Origin of the sequence: Streptomyces sp. NBC_00335, assembly GCF_036127095.1 — a bacterium.
GTDB lineage: Bacteria > Actinomycetota > Actinomycetes > Streptomycetales > Streptomycetaceae > Streptomyces.
Window position 1 is genome coordinate 4098682 of record NZ_CP108006.1, and the last position, 17411, is coordinate 4116092.

Sequence of the window (17411 nt, forward strand, 5' to 3'; positions counted from 1 at the left end):
GATTGGCACGCAAATCCGTAGAAGAATCCATAGAGCAGCGCAGAAGAACCGATTCACGAGCGGCGTCACGGAAGCGGGAATGAGCACCGAACGCACCGAAGGCATACCGTCCGGGCGGGCCGGGCGGACAGGACCGGCCGGGCCGGCGGCAGCCGGACGGTTCGGTCCGCTGGCCCCTCCCGCCTGGCTGCTGAAGGGGCTGCGGCCCAGCTCCGCACCGATCCCCTGGGCCGCCGCACTGCGCGCGGCCGTCGCCATGGCCCTGCCACTGGCCGTCGGCTTCGCCCTCGACGAGCCCGAGTACGGCGCGCTGGTCTCGATGGGCGCCCTGTCCGGGGTCATCGGCGACACCGCGGACGCCTACCGGATGCGGATCCTGAACATCGCCGTGCCCCAGCTCTTCGGGGCCGTGGGCGTCGCGCTGGGCACCTTGGTCTTCGGCCACGGCTGGGTTGCGGTCGGCGTCCTCACCCTGATCGCCCTGGTCTCCGGGATGATCTCCTCCATCGGCACGGTGGCCTCCGTCTCCGGGCTGCTGCTCCTCCTGAACGCCGTCGTCGGCGCCGGCCTGCCGATGCCCAGCCCCTGGTGGACGGCCCCCCTCCTGCTGAGCGCCGGCGGGCTGTTCGTCCTCCTGCTGACCCTGCTGGGCTGGCCGCTGCGCGGCCGGCAGCCGGAACGGGCCGCCGTCGCCGCCGCCTACCGGGCCCTGGCCGACAGCCTGGAGGCCGCGGGCGGACCGGGCCCCGCGTACGAGGCGCGCCGCCAGCAGGTCACCCAGTCCCTGAACCACGCCTACGACCTGGTGCTGGGCCGCCGGACCCGGGTACACGGCCACAGTCCCTCCCTCGTGCGGATGCTGGCCCAGCTGAACGTGCTGATCCCGCTCGTCGAGGCCGCGCCCGCCGCGCACCTGCGCCGCAGACCCCTCTCCCCCGCGATCCCGGCGGCCGTACGGGACCTGGCGACGGCCGTCGAGGAGGGCCGCACGGACATCCCCGTACTGGACCTGCCCGCGCCGGACGGCCAGTCCGAGCGGGCCATCGACGCGGCCCTGCGGCACGCCGCGACGATCGTGCCGCTGGCCGAGCCCGACATGCACAACGTCGACGACCGCCTCGGCCGGCCCGCCGCGCTGCGGGTCCGGGCCCGGCGGGTGGTGCGCGACATGATGTTCTCCGAGGCCTCCTGGCGGTACGGGCTGCGGCTCGCGCTGTGCATCGGGCTGGCGCAGTCCCTCGTATCGGTAGTGGAGATCGAGCGCTCCTACTGGGTCGCCCTCACGGTCACCTTCGTCCTCAAGCCCGACTTCGGCTCGGTGTTCTCCCGGGCCGTGCTGCGCGCGCTGGGCACCGCGGGCGGGCTCGTCGTGGCGGCCGCCGTGCTCTCGGAGGTTCCCCGGGGATGGTGGGACGTGCCCGTCATGGTGGTCCTGGCGGCCCTCATCCCCGTCTTCTCGGTCAAGGGCTACGCCTTCCAGACCGCGGCGATCACCCCGGTCATCCTGCTCCTCTCCGACCTGCTCAACCACCAGGGCTTCGACCTGGTCCGGCCGCGGCTGCTCGACAGCCTGATCGGCTGCGCCATCACCCTGATCGCCGGGTACATGCTCTGGCCCGAGAGCTGGCACACCCGGATCGGCGACCGGCTCGCCGACACGGTGGACGACGCCGCCCGGTACGTGGAGCGCGCCTTCGGCGCCCACCCCGACACCGAAGCCGGAGTCCGCGCGGCCCGCACCGCCCGGCTCCAAGCCCGCCGCCGCATCTACCGGGACCTGTCGGGCGTGCGCAACGAGTTCCAGCGGGCCCTGACCGAACCGCCGCCGACCGGGGAACGGGCCGCCGCGTGGTGGCCCCTGGTAGTGGCCGTGGAGCGGATCGTCGACGCGACGACGGCCGCCCGGGTCCGCGTCAACCACGGCGCGCACCCCCCGGGCCCCCAAGAGGTCAAGGCCATCGCCAAGGACCTCCGAGCCCTGGCCCAAGGCGTCCGCCGAGTCGACACCCCCACCCTGCTCCGCCCCACCCCACCCCCCGAGATCGACGAATCCTCCGTCCTCTCCCCGGTCCGCCAGGAACTAACAGCAGCAAGAGCCATCACGGACCCCACCCTCGGCTAAATCCACCCCGGCCGACCCAAATCCAGGCCCGCCGACCCAAATCCCGGCCCGCCGACCCATCCAGGCCCGGCGACCCAAATCCAACCCCGCCGGGCCAAATCCAGCCTCGCCGGCGTTTGAGGCGCGGGGTCTGGGGCGGAGCCCCAGGACACGGCGCCGCAGGTCACCAAGGGGCCGAGCCCAACCCCAGCCCCACCGGGCCAAACCCAACCCCGCCGGGCCACACCCAGCCCCGCCGGCGTTTGAGGCGCGGGGTCTGGGGCGGAGCCCCAGGACACGGCGCCGCAGGTCACCAAGGGGCCGAGCCCAAACCCAGCCCCGCCGGCGTTTGAGGCGCGGGGACCCGGGGGCGGAGCCCCAGGCAACGGCGCCGCACACACCCACCGGGCCGAGCCCAAATCCAGCCCCGCCGGCGTTTGAGGCGCGGGGGCCCGGGGGCGGAGCCCCAGGCAGCGGTGCCGCCCCGTCCCCCCAATGGCTCCGCCCCCGGGCCCACCCCGCCCCCACGAGGGAGCATCGGGATATGAGCCTCCGCCGGCGCAGCCGGGCGATCCTCCTCACGGCCGCCACGGCCACCCTGGCGGCCACGGCGGGCTGCGCCGACGTGGAGGGCCTCCAGGACGACGGAGACCTCGGCACCGCCCACGCCCCCCGCACCCTGTGGAAGAACATCCGCCCCGACCCCCCGGCCCCCGGCCAGCAGCCCGGCACGGCCACCGCCGTCCCCGGTCTCGCCAAGGTCCCCGAGCTGTCCATGCGGGGCGTGAACGCCGTGGACGTCGTACGGGCCGACATCACCGCCGCCACCGCCGCCGACGCCGGCACCGGCCGGCTCGTCGACCCCCGGGCGATCCAGCGCATCGCACTCTGCACACAGGCTGTGGACGGCGGCCCCGACTGCCCGGTCCGGCCCGCGGTGCTGGCCGATGTGACGGGCAACGGCAGGGAGGAGCTGATCACCGCCCTGGACATCGACGGCCGGCTCAGCGAGCTGCGCGTCTACACCGTCCAGGACGACGGGACGATCGCCCGCATCCTGTCGCGGCGCGCGGTCCTGGAGGGCGTGGAGGTGGCCGCCGAGCACCTGGCGGTCCGCGAGCCGACCTCGAACCCGAAGAAGGTCTCCATCTCCGACTACGTGTGGGACCCGGAGGCCGGGATCATGAACCTCGACCAGCTCACCCTCGACGAGTGCCCGAACCAGGGCAACACCTCCCCCTGCCCGGCCCCCCGCACGGGCACGGGCACCGGCTGAGGGGGGCCGGGACCCCGATGCTCCCGACGAGCAGCCTGCGCTGGAAGATCGCCATGACCACCACGGCGGTGTGCTGCGCCGTCGCGGCGGTGCTCGGCATCCTCGTGCACAACGTGGTCGCCCGCCAGCTCGTGGGCGAGGTCCGCAAGGACGTGGACCGGGAGCTGGACTACGCCCTGGCCCAGTACGAGTACGGCACCGCGCGCGGCGAAGGGAACAGCGCCCTCGACCCGCCCGGCCTCCCGGCCCCGCTGCGCGAGCTGGTCGCGCGCGGACTGACCGGCAGCATGACCGGCACCCAGGACGGCAAACCCGTCATGTGGGCGGCCGGCCCCGCCGACGGCAAGCCCCTCGCCGTCTGGGTCCCCTACGAGAGCACCCGCACCCAGCTCCGGGAGACCGACGTCGCCATCCTGGTCTCCGCCGTCCTCGCCGCCGGGGTGGTGGCCCTCGCCGGTCTCTTCCTCGCCAACCGCATCAGCCGCCGGCTCGCCACCACCGCCGCCGTGGCCCGCAGGATCAGCGCCGGGGACCTCGACGCACGCGTCGGGTTCCCCGCCGACGGGGAAGGGCCGCGCCCGCGCTCCCGCGACGAGGTGCGGGACGTGGCACAGGCCCTGGACTCGATGGCGGCCTCGCTCCAGGCCCGGCTGGAGGCGGAGAAGCGGTTCACGGCGGACGTCGCGCACGAACTGCGCACCCCGCTCACGGGATCCCTGGCCGCGGCCGCGCTGCTGCCCGAGGGCCGGCCCAAGGAGATGATCAACGACCGGCTGGGGGCCCTGCACCTGCTCACCGAGGACCTGCTGGAGATCTCCCGGCTGGACTCGGGCGTCGAACGGGCCGACCTGGCCCGGGTGGAGCTCGGCCGCGCGGTGGAGCGGGCGGCGGCGAGCACCGGGCTGCCCGTCGCGGTACGGATCGAGCGGGACGCGGTGGTGCTCACCGACCGGCGCCGGCTGGACCGGATCCTGGCCAACCTGCTGGTCAACGCCCACAAGCACGGGCAGCCACCGATCGAAGTGACCGTCACCGGCCCGCTGGTGACCGTACGGGACCACGGACCCGGCTATCCGCCCGAGCTGATCGAGCAGGGCCCGCGGCGCTTCCGTACCGGGGATCCGGGACGCGGACGGGGCCACGGGCTCGGCCTGACCATCGCCGCCGGGCAGGCGGAGGTGCTGGAGATCGATCTGCGCTTCTCCAACGCCCCCGACGGGGGCGCGGTGACCACGCTGCTGCTTCCGGTCGGGCGCCTGACGGAAGGCAGTTGAGGGGCGCCGGTCGATGTTTCACGTGAAACATCCACGAACATCGACAAGCATCGACCGGTGCCCCTCGGGTCAACTCACCTCGGCTCAGGCGTCAGACGTCAGGCGTCAGGCGTCAGGCGTCAGACATCAGACCCCGATGTTCCTGCCGTCCTTCCGCCAGACCGAGACGACCGACGGGCGGACGATCTTGCCGGGACCGTCGGGCCACACCGACTGCGGCTTCTCGACGGACGCGCCGTCGATCTCGCCCGGGTGCTGCACGGCGACCAGGACGCGCTTGTCCTGGATGATCGGGCCGCAGGTCTCGGCACCGCGCGGGACGGTCAGGAACTGCTTCAGCTCACCGCGGCGGTCACCGGCGGTCGCGACACCGAACAGGCCGTCGTGCGAGCCGAGCTGGTTGCCGTCCGTGGAGATCCACAGGTTGCCGTGCGGGTCGAACGCCACGTTGTCCGGGCAGGAGATCGGGCTGACCTTGTCCTTCGGGAAGCCCGCGAAGTAGGTCGCCGGGTCGTTCGGGTCACCGGCGACCAGGAAGAGGCGCCAGGCGAAGCCGTCGCCGGCCGCGTCGTCGAAGTTCTCGGCGAGCTCCAGGATCTGGCCGTGCTTGTTCAGGTTGCGCGGGTTGGCCTCGGTCGCGCCTTCCTTGCCCGGCTTGCCGCGGTCCGTGTTGTTCGTCAGCGCGATGTAGACGCGGCCGGTGCGCGGGGACGGCTCGACGTCCTCGGGGCGGTCCATCTTGGTCGCGCCGACCTTGTCACCGGCCAGGCGCGTGAAGACGGACACCTCTTCGGCGGTCATGCCCTCGACGTGCGAGACGTTCCCGGAGGGGGAGGAGGTGAGGAGCTTGATCCAGACACCGGAGCCGTCGAACTCGCCGTCGGTGGGGAGCTTGCCGGAGCCGTCGGTCTCGGCGGCCGGGGTGTCGCCGGTGAGCTTCGCGACGTAGAGGGTGCCCTCGTCGAGCAGCGTGAGGTTGTGCTCCTTCGCCGCGCGGGAGTCGCCCTTCTTCATACGCTTCGACGAGACGAACTTGTAGAAGTAGTCGAAGCGCTCGTCGTCGCCCATGTAGACGACCGGGCGGCCGTCCTCGGTCAGGCGGGGCTGCGCGGCCTCGTGCTTGAAGCGGCCGAGCGCGGTGCGCTTGCGCGGGACGGAGTTCACGTCGTACGGGTCCAGCTCGACGACCCAGCCGAAGCGGTGCGACTCGTTGGGCTCCTGCGCGACGTCGAAGCGCTTGTCGAACCGCTCCCACTTGCGCTCGGTGGCACCGGACGTCACGCCGTAGCGCTTCAGGCGGGCGGCCGCGGTCGGGTCGGTGACCTGGCCGGCGTTGCCGAAGTACTGGTTGAAGTTCTCCTCGCCGTGGAGGGTGGTGCCCCACGGGGTGGTGCCGCCGGCGCAGTTGTTGAGGGTGCCGAGCGCCTTGGTGCCGGTGGCGTCGACCGAGGTCTTCACCAGGTCGGAGCCGGCGGCCGGACCGGTCAGCTTGAACTCGCTGGTGGCGGTCAGGCGGCGGTTGAGGCGGTGGCGGTGGACGGCGGTCAGCTTGCCGCTGCGGTGGTCCTCCTGGACCACGACCACGGACAGGCCGTGCGCGGCCCAGGCGATCTCGACCTGCTCGCGGGTCGGGTTCGCCGAGTCGTACGCCTTGAACATGAGCTGCTCGTCCGTGTACTCGTGGTTGGCCACGAGCAGCTGCTGGCGCTCGTAGTCGCCGCCGAGCGGGAGCAGGCTCAGGAAGTCGTTGTTGTAGCCGAACTGACCGGCCTGGGCGGCGGCGGTCTGGTTGTCCGGGTTGAAGCCCGGGGCACCCTTGACGATCGGGTCGCCCCAGCGGATGACCACGTTCTGCTCGTGGCCCTCGGGGACGGTGACCTGGTCGGCGGTGTTCGGCGCGACCGGCTTGAAGCGCAGACCGCGGGCACCCTCGGCGTTGACCCCGGCGGCGCCGGCGCGCTGCGCCTCGACCGTCGGGTCCGCGGAGGCGGCGGAGCCGTTGCCGCTCAGCGTGATGGCCGTACCGGCGGCCGAGGCGACCGTGACGACGGCGGCGGAGCGGAGCATCGCGCGGCGGGAGTAGGCACGGGCTATGACGTCACCGGCGTACTCGTTGTCGCTGGTGTTCGGCACCTCGTGGAAGCAGGCGTCGCCGCAGCGGTAGCGGCAGGTGAGAGCGGAACGGCCGCCGCCATGAGAAGTGCCGATGAGCGGCAGGAGCTTGCGCACGAGTGTCCTCCGTAGATGCACGGTCCCCGACAACGTGTCGGAACAATCCGTCGGTGACGCTATGGGCGGGTTGCGCCGAAGCGGCGGCCGCTGGGTGAACGCCCGGTGAATCCGGCACGTCGGGGCGGCAGTTCGGGGGCGGAACGGGTGTGTTTGAGCACCGGGCGCCACGAAAGGTGCCCCTCCCGAAGTTCCAGCCAAGGGGCCGATAACCTTACGTGTCCACTCTGGGCAGGGATCTACCGCGCAGCTCGGACAAATGATGCACGCACTCATGCGAAAGGCCTGGCCCATGGGTATTCGGAGCTTGTTGCGCAAGGTGTTCGGACGGACCTCAGAATCGGTTCCGGAGACGACCGGCACCACTTCGGCGGCCCTCCCGAGCCAGACCGAACGCACCCCCCTGGACGCGGCGGCCGAGCTGGTCGCCGCCTCCTTCGACAACCCCACTGTTCCCCCGCAGTCCACCCCCCGGGACCTCGAACCGGGCACGGTGCTCACCGCCCCGGCCCCGGCCCCCAACCCGGACCCCACGGTCCCGGAGGCCCGCCGGTCCTCCACCGGGGGTTCGTCGGCAACCCCCGCGACTCCGTCCACCACGACGGCCCCGGCCGCAGCCGAAGCGGAGCCCGTAGCCGCCGAAGCGGAACCGGCCGCCGAGGAGGAGCCCCCGGCTGCCGCAGCCGAGGTTGCGACCGAGGCCGTGGCCGAAGCCGAGCCCGAGGCTGTGGCTGTGGCTGAAGCCGAGGCCGAAGCCGAGCCCGAGGCTGTGGCCGAGGCCAAGGCCGAAGCCGAGCCCGAGGCCGAACCGGCCGCCGAGGCAACGCCGGAGCCCGCCACCACCGAGCCGGAGCCCGTCGCGGCCGAGGCCGAGGCCACCGCCGAGGTGGCGGAGGCCGAAGCCGAGCCCCTCGACGCTCCGGCGGCCGAGGCCGAAGCCGCCACCCCCGAGGTCGAGGCCGAGCCGGTCGCCGCCGAGGCGGAGGCCGAACCGGCCCTGGCCGCGGCGCCCGAGGAGGAGCCCGCCGCCGAGGCGGACACCGAGCCGCAGGGCGACGTAGCCACCCCGGAAGCGGACACCGAGGCCGAGGCCGAGCCGCAGCCCGAGGCGGAGCCCGTCGCGGCCCAGGCCGAGGTCATCACCGAGGCGGAGCCCGAGGCCGCCGAGGCCGAGCCGGTCGCGGCCGAAGCCGAAGCCGAGCCCGTAGCGGCCGACGCCGAGGTCGACGCCGAGGTCGACGCCAAGGTCGACGCCGAGGACGAGCTCCTCACCGCCGATGCCGCCGCAGGCGGCCCCGCGCACAGCCTCGCCGCCCTCAAGCGGCAGGCGCCCCCGCTGGCGGCCGCGTACAAGGCCGCCGGACAGGCCCTGCGCACGAAGGGCAAGGCCGGCGCCCGCGCCACCGTGTTCCTCGTGCTCGACCGGTCGGGCTCGATGCGCCCGTTCTACAAGGACGGCAGCGTCCAGCACCTCGCCGACCACGCCCTCGCCCTCGCCGCGCACCTCGACGAAGAGGCCACCGTCCGTACGGTGTTCTTCTCCACCGAGCTGGACGGTACGGCCGACCTGTCCCTCGACGCCTACGACGAGGCCTGGGTCGAGACCCGCCACGCGGAGCTCGGCCGGATGGGCCGCACGAGCTACCACGTCGCCGTGGAGGCCGTCGTGGAGCGCTACCAGAAGGACGGCGGCGAGGGTCCGGCCCTGGTCGTCTTCCAGACGGACGGCGCGCCCGACAGCGTCCGCCCCGCCCGCCAGGCGATCGCCGACGCCGCCACCGCGGCCCCCGGCATCCACTGGCAGTTCGTCGCCTTCGGCGAGGACGACGCCAAGGCCTTCGACTTCCTGCGCAAGCTGTCCGCCGACTCCGACAACGCCGGCTTCTTCCACGCCGGCCCCGCCCCGGCCGAACTGACCTCGGCGGCCCTCCTCAAGGGCCTGCTGGAGAAGTTCTAGGAGCAACGGAAGAAGGGCCCGGGATCCGTACGGATCCCGGGCCCTTCTTCATGTGACGGCTTACTGGTGCGGCTTGACGGCCTTGTCGACCGGCTCGCTCGTCTTCGTCTCCACCGGCTTGCGCAGCGCGATGTTCAGCTCGCGCAGGCGGGACTCCTCCAGGATGGTGGGCGCGCCCATCATCAGGTCCTGCGCGTTGCCGTTGAGCGGGAAGGCGATGGTCTCGCGGATGTTCGGCTCGTCGGCGAGCAGCATCACGATGCGGTCCACGCCCGGGGCGATGCCGCCGTGCGGCGGGGCGCCGAGGCGGAAGGCGCGCAGCATGCCGGCGAACTCGCGCTCGACGGTCTCGGCCTCGTAACCGGCGATCTCGAAGGCCTTCAGCATGACCTCGGGCTCGTGGTTGCGGATGGCGCCGGAGGACAGCTCGATGCCGTTGCAGACGATGTCGTACTGCCAGGCCAGGATGTCGAGCGGGTCCTTCTCCTCCAGGTCCTTCATGCCGCCCTGCGGCATGGAGAACGGGTTGTGGGAGAAGTCGATCTTGCCGGTCTCCTCGTCCGCCTCGAACATCGGGAAGTCGACGATCCAGCAGAAGCGGAAGACGTCCTCCTCGAACTGTCCGGCGCGCTTGGAGGCCTCGACGCGGACGCCCGCCATGATCTTGGAGACCTCGTCGAACTCGCCCGCGCCGAAGAACACGGCGTGACCGGCGGCGAGGCCGAGGCGCTCGGTGAGGACCTTGACGTTCTCCTCGGTGAGGAACTTGGCGATCGGGCCGGTCAGGCCGCCGTCCTCGCCCACGCGGACCCAGGCCAGGCCCTTGGCGCCCAGCGAGATCGCGTACTCGCCGAGGCCGTCGAAGAACTTGCGGGGCTGGGCGGCGGTGTCCGGGACGGCCAGCGCGCGCACGTGCTTGCCGGCGAACGCCTTGAACTCCGAGCCCTCGAACACGTCGGTGATGTCGACGAGCTCCAGCTTGGAACGCAGGTCGGGCTTGTCGTTGCCGTACTTCATCATCGACTCGCGGAAGGGGATCCGCGGGAACGGCGAGGTGACCGGGCGGCCCTTGCCGAACTCGGTGAAGATCTCCGTCATCAGCCGCTCGATGGGCTGGAAGACGTCCTCCTGCTCGACGAAGGACATCTCGACGTCGAGCTGGTAGAACTCGCCCGGCGAACGGTCGGCGCGGGCGTCCTCGTCGCGGAAGCAGGGCGCGATCTGGAAGTACCGGTCGAAGCCGGAGATCATCAGCAGCTGCTTGAACTGCTGCGGCGCCTGCGGGAGCGCGTAGAACTTGCCCGGGTTCAGGCGGGACGGGACCACGAAGTCACGGGCGCCCTCGGGGGAGGTCGCGGTGAGGATCGGGGTCGCCATCTCGTTGAAGCCGAGGGCCACCATCTTGGAGCGGATGGAGGCGATGACGGCCGAGCGCAGCATGATGTTGCGGTGCATGCGCTCGCGGCGCAGGTCGAGGAAGCGGTACTCCAGACGGCGCTCCTCGTTCACCCCGTCGTCCGTGTTGATGGTGAAGGGCAGCGGGGCGGCGGCGCCGAGCACCTCGACCGCGGTGACCTCGACCTCGATGTCGCCGGTGGCGAGCTCGGGGTTGACGTTGTCCGCGCCGCGGGAGACGACCTTGCCGTCGATGCGGACGACGGTCTCCTTGGTGACGCTGCTGAGCGCCTCGTTCGCGGCGGTGCCGGGACGGGCGACGAGCTGCGTGATGCCGTAGTGGTCACGCAGATCGATGAAGAGGATGCCGCCCAGGTCTCGACGATTGTGCAGCCAGCCGCTCAGCCGGACGTCGGAGGCGACGTCGGAGGCACGAAGCTCGCCGCACGTGTGGGACCTGTACCGATGCATCAGTCATCCAGTTCTACGTGATACCAGGGTGGATTCAACCGTCCCAAGGTTACCGTCCGGGGCGCGAGCCCGTGCGGGCCCGTGCGGGGCCGCCCTCCGGGGGTGGTGAACAGGCACGTCAGGCGGATGACCTGTAAAGATGACCGGGTGCGCACAGAGGACGTCCTGGCCGCCATCGCGACCGGATTGTGGCGATGGGACAACGCGTCCGGGACGGTCACCCTCGACAGCGAGGCCGCCCGGCTGCTCGGGCTGCCCGCCGAGCCCGTCGCGCTGCCCGAGGTCGCCGTGCGCTCGCGCTTCCACCCGGTGGACTGGAACGAGATCAACGGCATCGTGAACCTCGCGGTCGCCGAGGGCACCCTCGCCGAGGCCCGGCTGCGGATCATGGACGAGGACGGGCGCGTGCTGCGCACCGTGCGCAGCCGCTCGAAGCCGCTGGAGAACCGCACCGCGGACGGCCGCCTCGACTACGAGCTGATCGGCACCATCCAGGAAATAGCCGAGGCCCAGCCCGGCACCACCGCCGTACACACCCCCATCACCGGCGACTGGCGCCGCTCGCGCGAGGCGTTCCTGCTCGACGCCGGGCGGGCGCTGGCCGAGGCCCGCTCCACCGCCGAGGTGCTGCGGGTGGCGGCCTCGCTGTCCATGCCCGGGTTCATCCCCGACGGCCTGGCCGTCTTCGGCGTGTCCGGCGACCGGCTGTCGATCATCGGGCACCACGGGCACGATCCCGGGGACGAGGGCCCCTTCGCGGACATGCCGCTGCACACCGACTACCCGGCCGCGGAGGTCGTCCGTACCGGGCGGGCGATCTACCTGCCGAGCCCCGACGACTACAAGCGGCGCTTCCCGGCCACCTGGCCGCTCGCCCAGCGCTTCGACCGGATCTCCTGGGCCTTCCTGCCGCTGATCGTCGCCGGACGGACCATGGGCGCCTGGATGGCCGCCTTCAAGCACCCGGTGTCCTTCTCCCCCGACGAGCGCTCCGTCCTGACGACGGTGGCCCGGATGCTCGCGCAGGCCCTCCAGCGCGCCGGTGTGGCCGAATCCGAGCGGGAGCTGACCACGGGCCTGCAGCGCTCGATGATGCCCCAGCTCGGCCCCGAGATCCCCGGGATGACCCTCGCCGCGCGCTACGTGCCGACCGGCGGCGGGCTCCAGGTCGGCGGCGACTGGTACGACATGATCCCGCTGCCGTCGGGACGGTTCGCGCTGGTCATCGGCGACGTCCAGGGCCACGACGTACGAGCGGCCGGGCTCATGGGCCAGCTCCGGATCGCGGTGCGCGCGTACGCCTCCGAGGGCCACCGGCCCGACGCGGTGCTCTCGCGCGCCTCCCGCTTCCTGGCGGGCCTGTGCTCGGAGCAGGACACGGGGCCGGGGACGGGCGCGGACACGAGCGGGTACTCCGATTTCCAGAGCCCGCGCTTCGCGACCTGCCTGTACGTGGAGTGCGATCCGCAGACCGGCCTGCTGGAGGTGGCCCGCGCCGGGCACCCCGACCCGGCGGTGCGGATGGCCGACGGCACGGTGCTGATGCGGCCCACGGCGGGCGGGCTGCCGCTCGGCATCGTGCCGGACACCGACTACCCGACGACGCGGTTCACCCTGGAACCCGGCGAGACGATGATGCTCTGCACCGACGGGCTCATCGAGACGGGCGGGCACGACCTCGACACGGGCTGGGCCCGGCTGCGGGCCATCCTGGAGTCGCAGACCCCCGACCCCCAGGACCCGGAGCCCCGCCACCTGGAGCGGCTGGCAGACCTGCTGGTCCAGGCGGTGCACGGCCCGTCCTCGCACCACACCACCGGCCCGCTGGCCGACCGGCGCGAGGACGACATCGCCGTCGTCCTGCTCTGCCGCGAGGGCGAGGGCTGCGGCTGCGAGACCCCGCTGCTGCACCCGTCGCGGCCGGCCCGGCGCACGATGACCACCGTCGCCCAGGCGGAGCCGGAGCGGGTCGCGGGGGTCCGCCAGCAGATCCGGGAGCTGCTGCACGACTGGGCGGACCCGGAGCAGGTCGACGCGGCGGTGCTGATGGTCTCCGAGATGCTGACGAACGTACTGGTCCACACGGACGGGGACGCGCTGCTGATCGCCGAGGCGGTGGGCGAGCTCGGCTCGCGCCGGCTGCGGGTGGAGGTGGCGGACGCCTCCGACGAGCTGCCGCACAAGCGGCACCCCGGGGAGATGGCGTCGAGCGGGCGGGGCGTCCTGCTGCTGGAGATGCTGGCGGACGACTGGGGCGTCGACCCGCGCGGCGAGGGCAAGTCCACCTGGTTCGTGCTCCTCGAACAGTCCAAGCCCGACGAGCCGTAGATCACACCCGCGTACAACCATCCCGCGGGGTCGGCGGTCCTTTCAGCGGTCGGTCCAGTGACCGACCGCTGAACGCGTCTCCGGGGGGACATATGAAGAAGCGCATCCTTGCCCTGCTCTGCACGGCGACAGCCGTGGGGGCCGTATTGGCCGGGCCCACGGCGGCCCACGCCGCGGACCCCTACAGGTTGCTGAAGGCAGAGATGGAGTACGAGAGGGTCGTCCTGGACTTCGGCGCCCCGGAGCAGCCCGATGGCCTCAAGGTGCACGTGCGCAAGAAGGGCACGACCGAGCGGGTCGCCACCGTCGCGAGCTTCAGCTCGAGGGACCGGTGCTCGTTCGAATGCGGCATCGGCGAAGTCACCTCGCGCTCCTTCCTGACCGACCCGCTGGTACTCCCCGAGCTCGGGGAGTACACCGTCGACGTGGAGTACGACGGCACCGAGGGCGAGACCGTCCTCCACCAGGACGAGGCTGCCGTCAACTACCGGCTCCGGCCGGTCTTCGAGGACCTGAAGATCTCGAACGGGGTCTCACTCACGCAGCCCAACACGGTGATCTCGGGCGACATCAAGATCCACGACCCCCGCGACAACTCGCAGAAGGCGATCGCGGGCGGCACGATCACACCCCGGTTCGGCGCCCTCACCACCCCGTTCAAAGCCGACGCACAGGGACACTTCCAGTACAAGGCCGCTTTCACGGGCGGCGAGGAAGTTCACACGTCCTGGGCAGAGCTCGAATACGGGTTCACCTACGCGAGCATCGACTTCACGACCACGCTGAACGGCGTCAAGGAACAGGATTACGTACGCGTCCCCGTCACCAGTACGCAGGCACGCATCGCCCTGGCCTCCTCGAAGGCGACCGGCGCCTACGCGACACGGGGCAAGGTCAGCGGCACGGTCACCTGGCAGGCCTCCGACGGCACGTGGAAGCCGGCGCCGGCCGGCACCTGGGTCTTTGGTGGCGCGTGGAGCAGCAGCAGCAACAGCAACACGACGGACAGCGCCGGCCGTTTCACCGTGTCTCCCACGTTCCTCAACGACGGCACCTGGCCAATCGAGACATCCTCGAACTGGCTGCACGCACCTGACCGGTACGTGACGGTCGACACCACGGCGGGGACCTACTTCAAGTACCCCTGGGCCTCGGTGGACCAGAACAAGACCGTGAACGTGAAGGCCGACTTCGAGCGCGTCCAGATCCCGGCCGGCATCACCTCCCTGAAGGTGGAGATCCAGCACTCGGCGGACGGCAAGACCGGCTGGACCACCCGCAAGAGCGTCAACGTCCCCACCAAGCCCGGCGCCAACCAGCCGGCCACCGTCGATGCGACGCTGCCCTACCCGGGTGCCGGCTACTTCCGGCTGCGGTACGCGGGCACGACGGCCATCCACGGCTGGACCACCCCGGCGATGAAGGTCGCCCGGACCATGACGGCCGTCCCGGAGTTCAACGCCGCACCCGAGCCGGTCAAGAAGGGCAAGCCGATCACCCTCACCGGCAAGCTCACCCACTCCGACCCGGCGTGGAAGCCCTTCGCCGGCCAGACCGTCCACTACTACTTCCGCCCGACCGGAAGCACCACCTGGAAGGTCATGGGCAACTCCAAGACCGCCGCCGACGGCACCTTCAATAAGGCCTTCACCGCCGACCGCACCGGCTCCTGGACCGCCCGCTACGAACAGACCGACGCGACCCACTTCTACGCCGCGAGCCGCGTCGACGAAGTCGTCGTCACCCCGTAGTACCCGGGCCCCGGCCGCACCTCCGGCGGGGCGCGGCCCGGGGCGCCTCCCCGGCCGTGTTTGTATGAGTTTGTGCCGACAACTCACCTGCTGCCCGAGCCCGTACGCCGCCTCGCCGCCTGGTGCGTCGTCGTCCTCCTCGCCACCGCCGTCCTCGCGCTCGTGGTGTGGCTGTGCACCGTGTTCCGGACGGTGGTCACGCCCGTGCTGCTCGCCGTGCTCGGCACGGCCCTGCTCGGGCCGATGCACCGGCGGCTGGTCCGGATGAAGGTCAACCGCTCGCTCGCCGCGGCCCTCACCTGCCTGACCGTGGCCGCCGTGGTCGGCGGGGCCGGCTACATCGTCGTCCTCGCGCTCATCGAGACCGGCGACCAGATCATCGACTCCCTGCGCAAGGCCGGCCAGGACCTCGCGAAGCACTTCGGGGCGCTCGGCACCTCCCTGGAGGACGTCGCCGAGAACTCCAAGGAGCTGCTCACCAAGTTCGGCGGAACGGCCGCCTCGGGCGTGGTCACCGGGCTCAGCGTGGTCGCGACGATGATCGCGACGGCCCTGCTGGCCATGGTGCTGATCTTCTTCTTCCTCCGCGACTCCGACCGGGCCGTGGGCACCCTGCGCTCGATGGTCCCGAGCCGCTCGGGCGACCTGATGGAGGCGATGGGGCGGCGCGCGTTCGAAGCCGTCGAGGGCTTCATGCGCGGCACCACCTTCGTGGCCCTGGTCGACGCCGTGCTGATCGGCGCGGGTCTGCTGATCCTCCGGGTCCCCGGCGCCGTGGGGCTGGCCGCCCTGGTGTTCGTGACCGCCTACATCCCCTACCTCGGCGCCTTCCTCTCCGGCGCCGTGGCGGTCCTCGTCGCCCTCGCCGACCGCGGCTGGGTCATCGGCCTGTGGGCGCTGGGCGTGGTGCTGGCGGTCCAGATGATCGAGGGGTACGTCCTCCAGCCGATGGTGCAGAGCCGCACCGTGCAGATGCACCCGGCGGTGGTCATGCTGGCGATCACGGCCGGGGCGAGCGTCGCCGGCATCCTCGGGATGCTGCTGGCCGTACCGCTGACCGCGGCCTTCTTCGGGGTGGTCTCGGAGCTGCGGTCCCGGTACGCGGCGCAGGCCTGAGCGCGCGGCGCGGCCGGGACCGGGACCGGGACCGACGGTGTGTCAGCCTCTGGAGCCGGTCGGCCTCCTCGCATCCAGGACGCGGGCCGTGACCGCCCGCCCCAGGCTCCGGTTCAGGTCGGCGAAGCCGATCAGGGCCGTGACGTCCGGGGAGGGGCCGAAGCCGACGCGCGGGGCCGCCGGAACCAGGCCGCGCTCTCCTTCTTCAGGCAGCAGGACAGGACGACGGCGGTGAAGACGAAGCTCGGCCCGGACGTCCCGTCTCCGGAGATCAGCCCGAACAGGGAGTTCGCGCCGATGAGTGCCGCGATGACGATGGCGGCGATGCGGACGCCGTTCCCGCCCTTGCGGAACTTGAGGCCGATCACCAGGCACACGACGCCCGTGAGCAGGGTGATCAGAGCGACGATCAGGAGGGCCCCGTCGGTGAGCCCCGCCTCGCCGGTCTCGTCAGCGACCGTCCCGGCGAAGGTGAGCACCAGGACGGAGAGCCCGATCACGAAGTTCAGGCCCGCCCCGGCGAACAGCGCGATCCGCGCGGATTTCACCGCACGCGGCATCTCCTGCGAGGCCGGGGCGTACGTACCGCCGGGCCCCACGGGGTACGGGCCGGCGGGGTGCGTCGGGGGGTGGGGAGGCTGTTCGGTGTTCAACTCGGGCTCTTCCGCTGGGCTGATCGGCTGTACGTGTATGGCTCGGATAAGCCAACAGCCCCCGGTCGGCGCCGTCGCCCGCCGAAGGTCCTGATGATCAGGCCGATCGTCCCGGCGCGGTTCCGGTGGCGTACGAGGAGATCAGGCGCGACAGGTGCCGGCCCGCCAGGAGGAGGGGGGTGCGGCTGCGGGTGACCTGGGAGGTCATCTCGGCGCCCTCCAGGGTGTTGATCACGGTGACCGCCAGCTCGCGGGCCTCCGCCTCCGGGTGGCCGCAGGCCAGGAGCTTCGCGGCGACGAGCTGCTGCCAGTTCGCGAAGGCCTGGGCGCAGGCCTCCTGGAGTTCCGGCAGGCGGCCGACCGATTCCAGCGCCGTGGTCGTCACGGGGCAGCCGTCGCGCCAGTCGGATGCCTCGAGCGCCTCGGCGAGCAGCTCGGCCACGGCCTCCACGGCACGCGCCGGGTCCGCGTGCGTGGACAGCCCGAAGCGGAGGGCCTCGGCGAACTCCTCGTCGCCGAAGTGGATCGCGGCGACCGCGAGCTCCAGCTTGCCTCCGGGGAAGAAGTGGTACAGCGAGCCGAGGGTGGCCTGCGCCTCGCGGACGAGCTGCTTGACCGGCGTGTTCTCGTACCCGCCGTGCTGGAGGAGGCGCGAGGCGGTGCGGACGAGCCGCTCCCGCGTCCCGAGCCCGTCCGCCACCGCTGCCGTCGCTGTCGTCGCCGTCGTCGCCGTCGTCGCCGCTGCCGTCTTCGCCTCTGCTGCTGCCGCCATGGAGAAAACCCTACCCCGAGAACTAGATAGAGCGTTCGTTCTAGTGCGTGCTACGTTCGTTCCGAGCGCTGGATAGAGCGTTCGTTCT

General features: G+C 71.9%; 11 protein-coding genes. 7 read left to right on the forward strand and 4 right to left on the reverse strand.

Features of this window, described 5'->3' with window-relative positions; genetic code table 11:
* Window positions 1-79 precede the first annotated feature (79 nt).
* From OHA37_RS18350 to OHA37_RS18360, 3 genes are all read left to right on the forward strand, one after another.
* On the forward strand, window positions 80-2122 hold the full coding sequence (locus tag OHA37_RS18350; RefSeq protein WP_266906570.1) for an FUSC family protein: 2043 nt from the start codon (window positions 80-82) through the stop codon (window positions 2120-2122).
* A gap of 523 nt (window positions 2123-2645) precedes the next feature.
* Window positions 2646-3377: a hypothetical protein gene (locus OHA37_RS18355; protein WP_266906572.1), complete on the forward strand. Its 732-nt coding sequence runs from the start codon at window positions 2646-2648 to the stop codon at window positions 3375-3377.
* Between the two features lie 17 nt (window positions 3378-3394).
* Entirely contained in the window at window positions 3395-4651 is a 1257-nt protein-coding gene (locus OHA37_RS18360) for a sensor histidine kinase (protein WP_266906574.1), read from the forward strand.
* A gap of 126 nt (window positions 4652-4777) precedes the next feature.
* Here the strand turns inward: OHA37_RS18360 and OHA37_RS18365 are convergent, their stop codons facing one another.
* Window positions 4778-6880, reverse strand: a complete 2103-nt coding sequence (locus OHA37_RS18365) for a PhoX family protein (RefSeq protein WP_266906576.1) — start codon at window positions 6878-6880, stop codon at window positions 4778-4780.
* A 292-nt stretch (window positions 6881-7172) separates the two neighbouring features.
* On the opposite strand from OHA37_RS18365, the gene OHA37_RS18370 reads away from it, so the two are divergent.
* The gene (locus OHA37_RS18370; protein WP_266906578.1) at window positions 7173-8837 is read left to right on the forward strand and encodes a VWA domain-containing protein; all 1665 of its coding nucleotides are present in this window, start codon (window positions 7173-7175) and stop codon (window positions 8835-8837) included.
* Window positions 8838-8897: 60 nt separating this feature from the next.
* Here OHA37_RS18370 and aspS read toward each other — a convergent pair whose 3' ends face one another.
* Complete coding sequence (gene aspS / locus OHA37_RS18375) at window positions 8898-10703, reverse strand: aspartate--tRNA ligase (RefSeq protein WP_266879572.1); 1806 nt, start codon at window positions 10701-10703, stop codon at window positions 8898-8900.
* A gap of 147 nt (window positions 10704-10850) precedes the next feature.
* Between aspS and OHA37_RS18380 the strand changes: the two genes are divergently transcribed.
* From OHA37_RS18380 to OHA37_RS18390, 3 genes are all read left to right on the forward strand, one after another.
* Complete coding sequence (locus tag OHA37_RS18380; RefSeq protein ID WP_266906581.1) at window positions 10851-13031, forward strand: SpoIIE family protein phosphatase; 2181 nt, start codon at window positions 10851-10853, stop codon at window positions 13029-13031.
* A gap of 92 nt (window positions 13032-13123) precedes the next feature.
* Window positions 13124-14782, forward strand: coding sequence for a hypothetical protein (locus OHA37_RS18385; protein WP_266906583.1), 1659 nt, complete (start codon window positions 13124-13126; stop codon window positions 14780-14782).
* A 72-nt stretch (window positions 14783-14854) separates the two neighbouring features.
* Complete coding sequence (locus OHA37_RS18390) at window positions 14855-15898, forward strand: AI-2E family transporter (protein WP_266906585.1); 1044 nt, start codon at window positions 14855-14857, stop codon at window positions 15896-15898.
* Between the two features lie 131 nt (window positions 15899-16029).
* Here the strand turns inward: OHA37_RS18390 and OHA37_RS18395 are convergent, their stop codons facing one another.
* On the reverse strand, window positions 16030-16551 hold the full coding sequence (locus OHA37_RS18395) for a hypothetical protein (protein WP_266906587.1): 522 nt from the start codon (window positions 16549-16551) through the stop codon (window positions 16030-16032).
* A gap of 97 nt (window positions 16552-16648) precedes the next feature.
* Entirely contained in the window at window positions 16649-17323 is a 675-nt protein-coding gene (locus OHA37_RS18400) for a TetR/AcrR family transcriptional regulator (RefSeq protein ID WP_266906589.1), read from the reverse strand.
* Window positions 17324-17411: the final 88 nt, after the last annotated feature.

Excerpts from the sequence above, each read along its gene's own strand:
- OHA37_RS18400 (WP_266906589.1), bottom strand. The coding sequence starts at position 17,323 with ATGGCGGCAGCAGCAGAGGCGAAGACGGCAGCGGCGACGACGGCGACG.
- OHA37_RS18355 (WP_266906572.1), top strand. The coding sequence starts at position 2,646 with ATGAGCCTCCGCCGGCGCAGCCGGGCGATCCTCCTCACGGCCGCCACG.
- OHA37_RS18360 (WP_266906574.1), top strand. The coding sequence starts at position 3,395 with ATGCTCCCGACGAGCAGCCTGCGCTGGAAGATCGCCATGACCACCACG.
- OHA37_RS18350 (WP_266906570.1), top strand. The coding sequence starts at position 80 with ATGAGCACCGAACGCACCGAAGGCATACCGTCCGGGCGGGCCGGGCGG.
- aspS (WP_266879572.1), bottom strand. The coding sequence starts at position 10,703 with ATGCATCGGTACAGGTCCCACACGTGCGGCGAGCTTCGTGCCTCCGAC.
- OHA37_RS18385 (WP_266906583.1), top strand. The coding sequence starts at position 13,124 with ATGAAGAAGCGCATCCTTGCCCTGCTCTGCACGGCGACAGCCGTGGGG.
- OHA37_RS18370 (WP_266906578.1), top strand. The coding sequence starts at position 7,173 with ATGGGTATTCGGAGCTTGTTGCGCAAGGTGTTCGGACGGACCTCAGAA.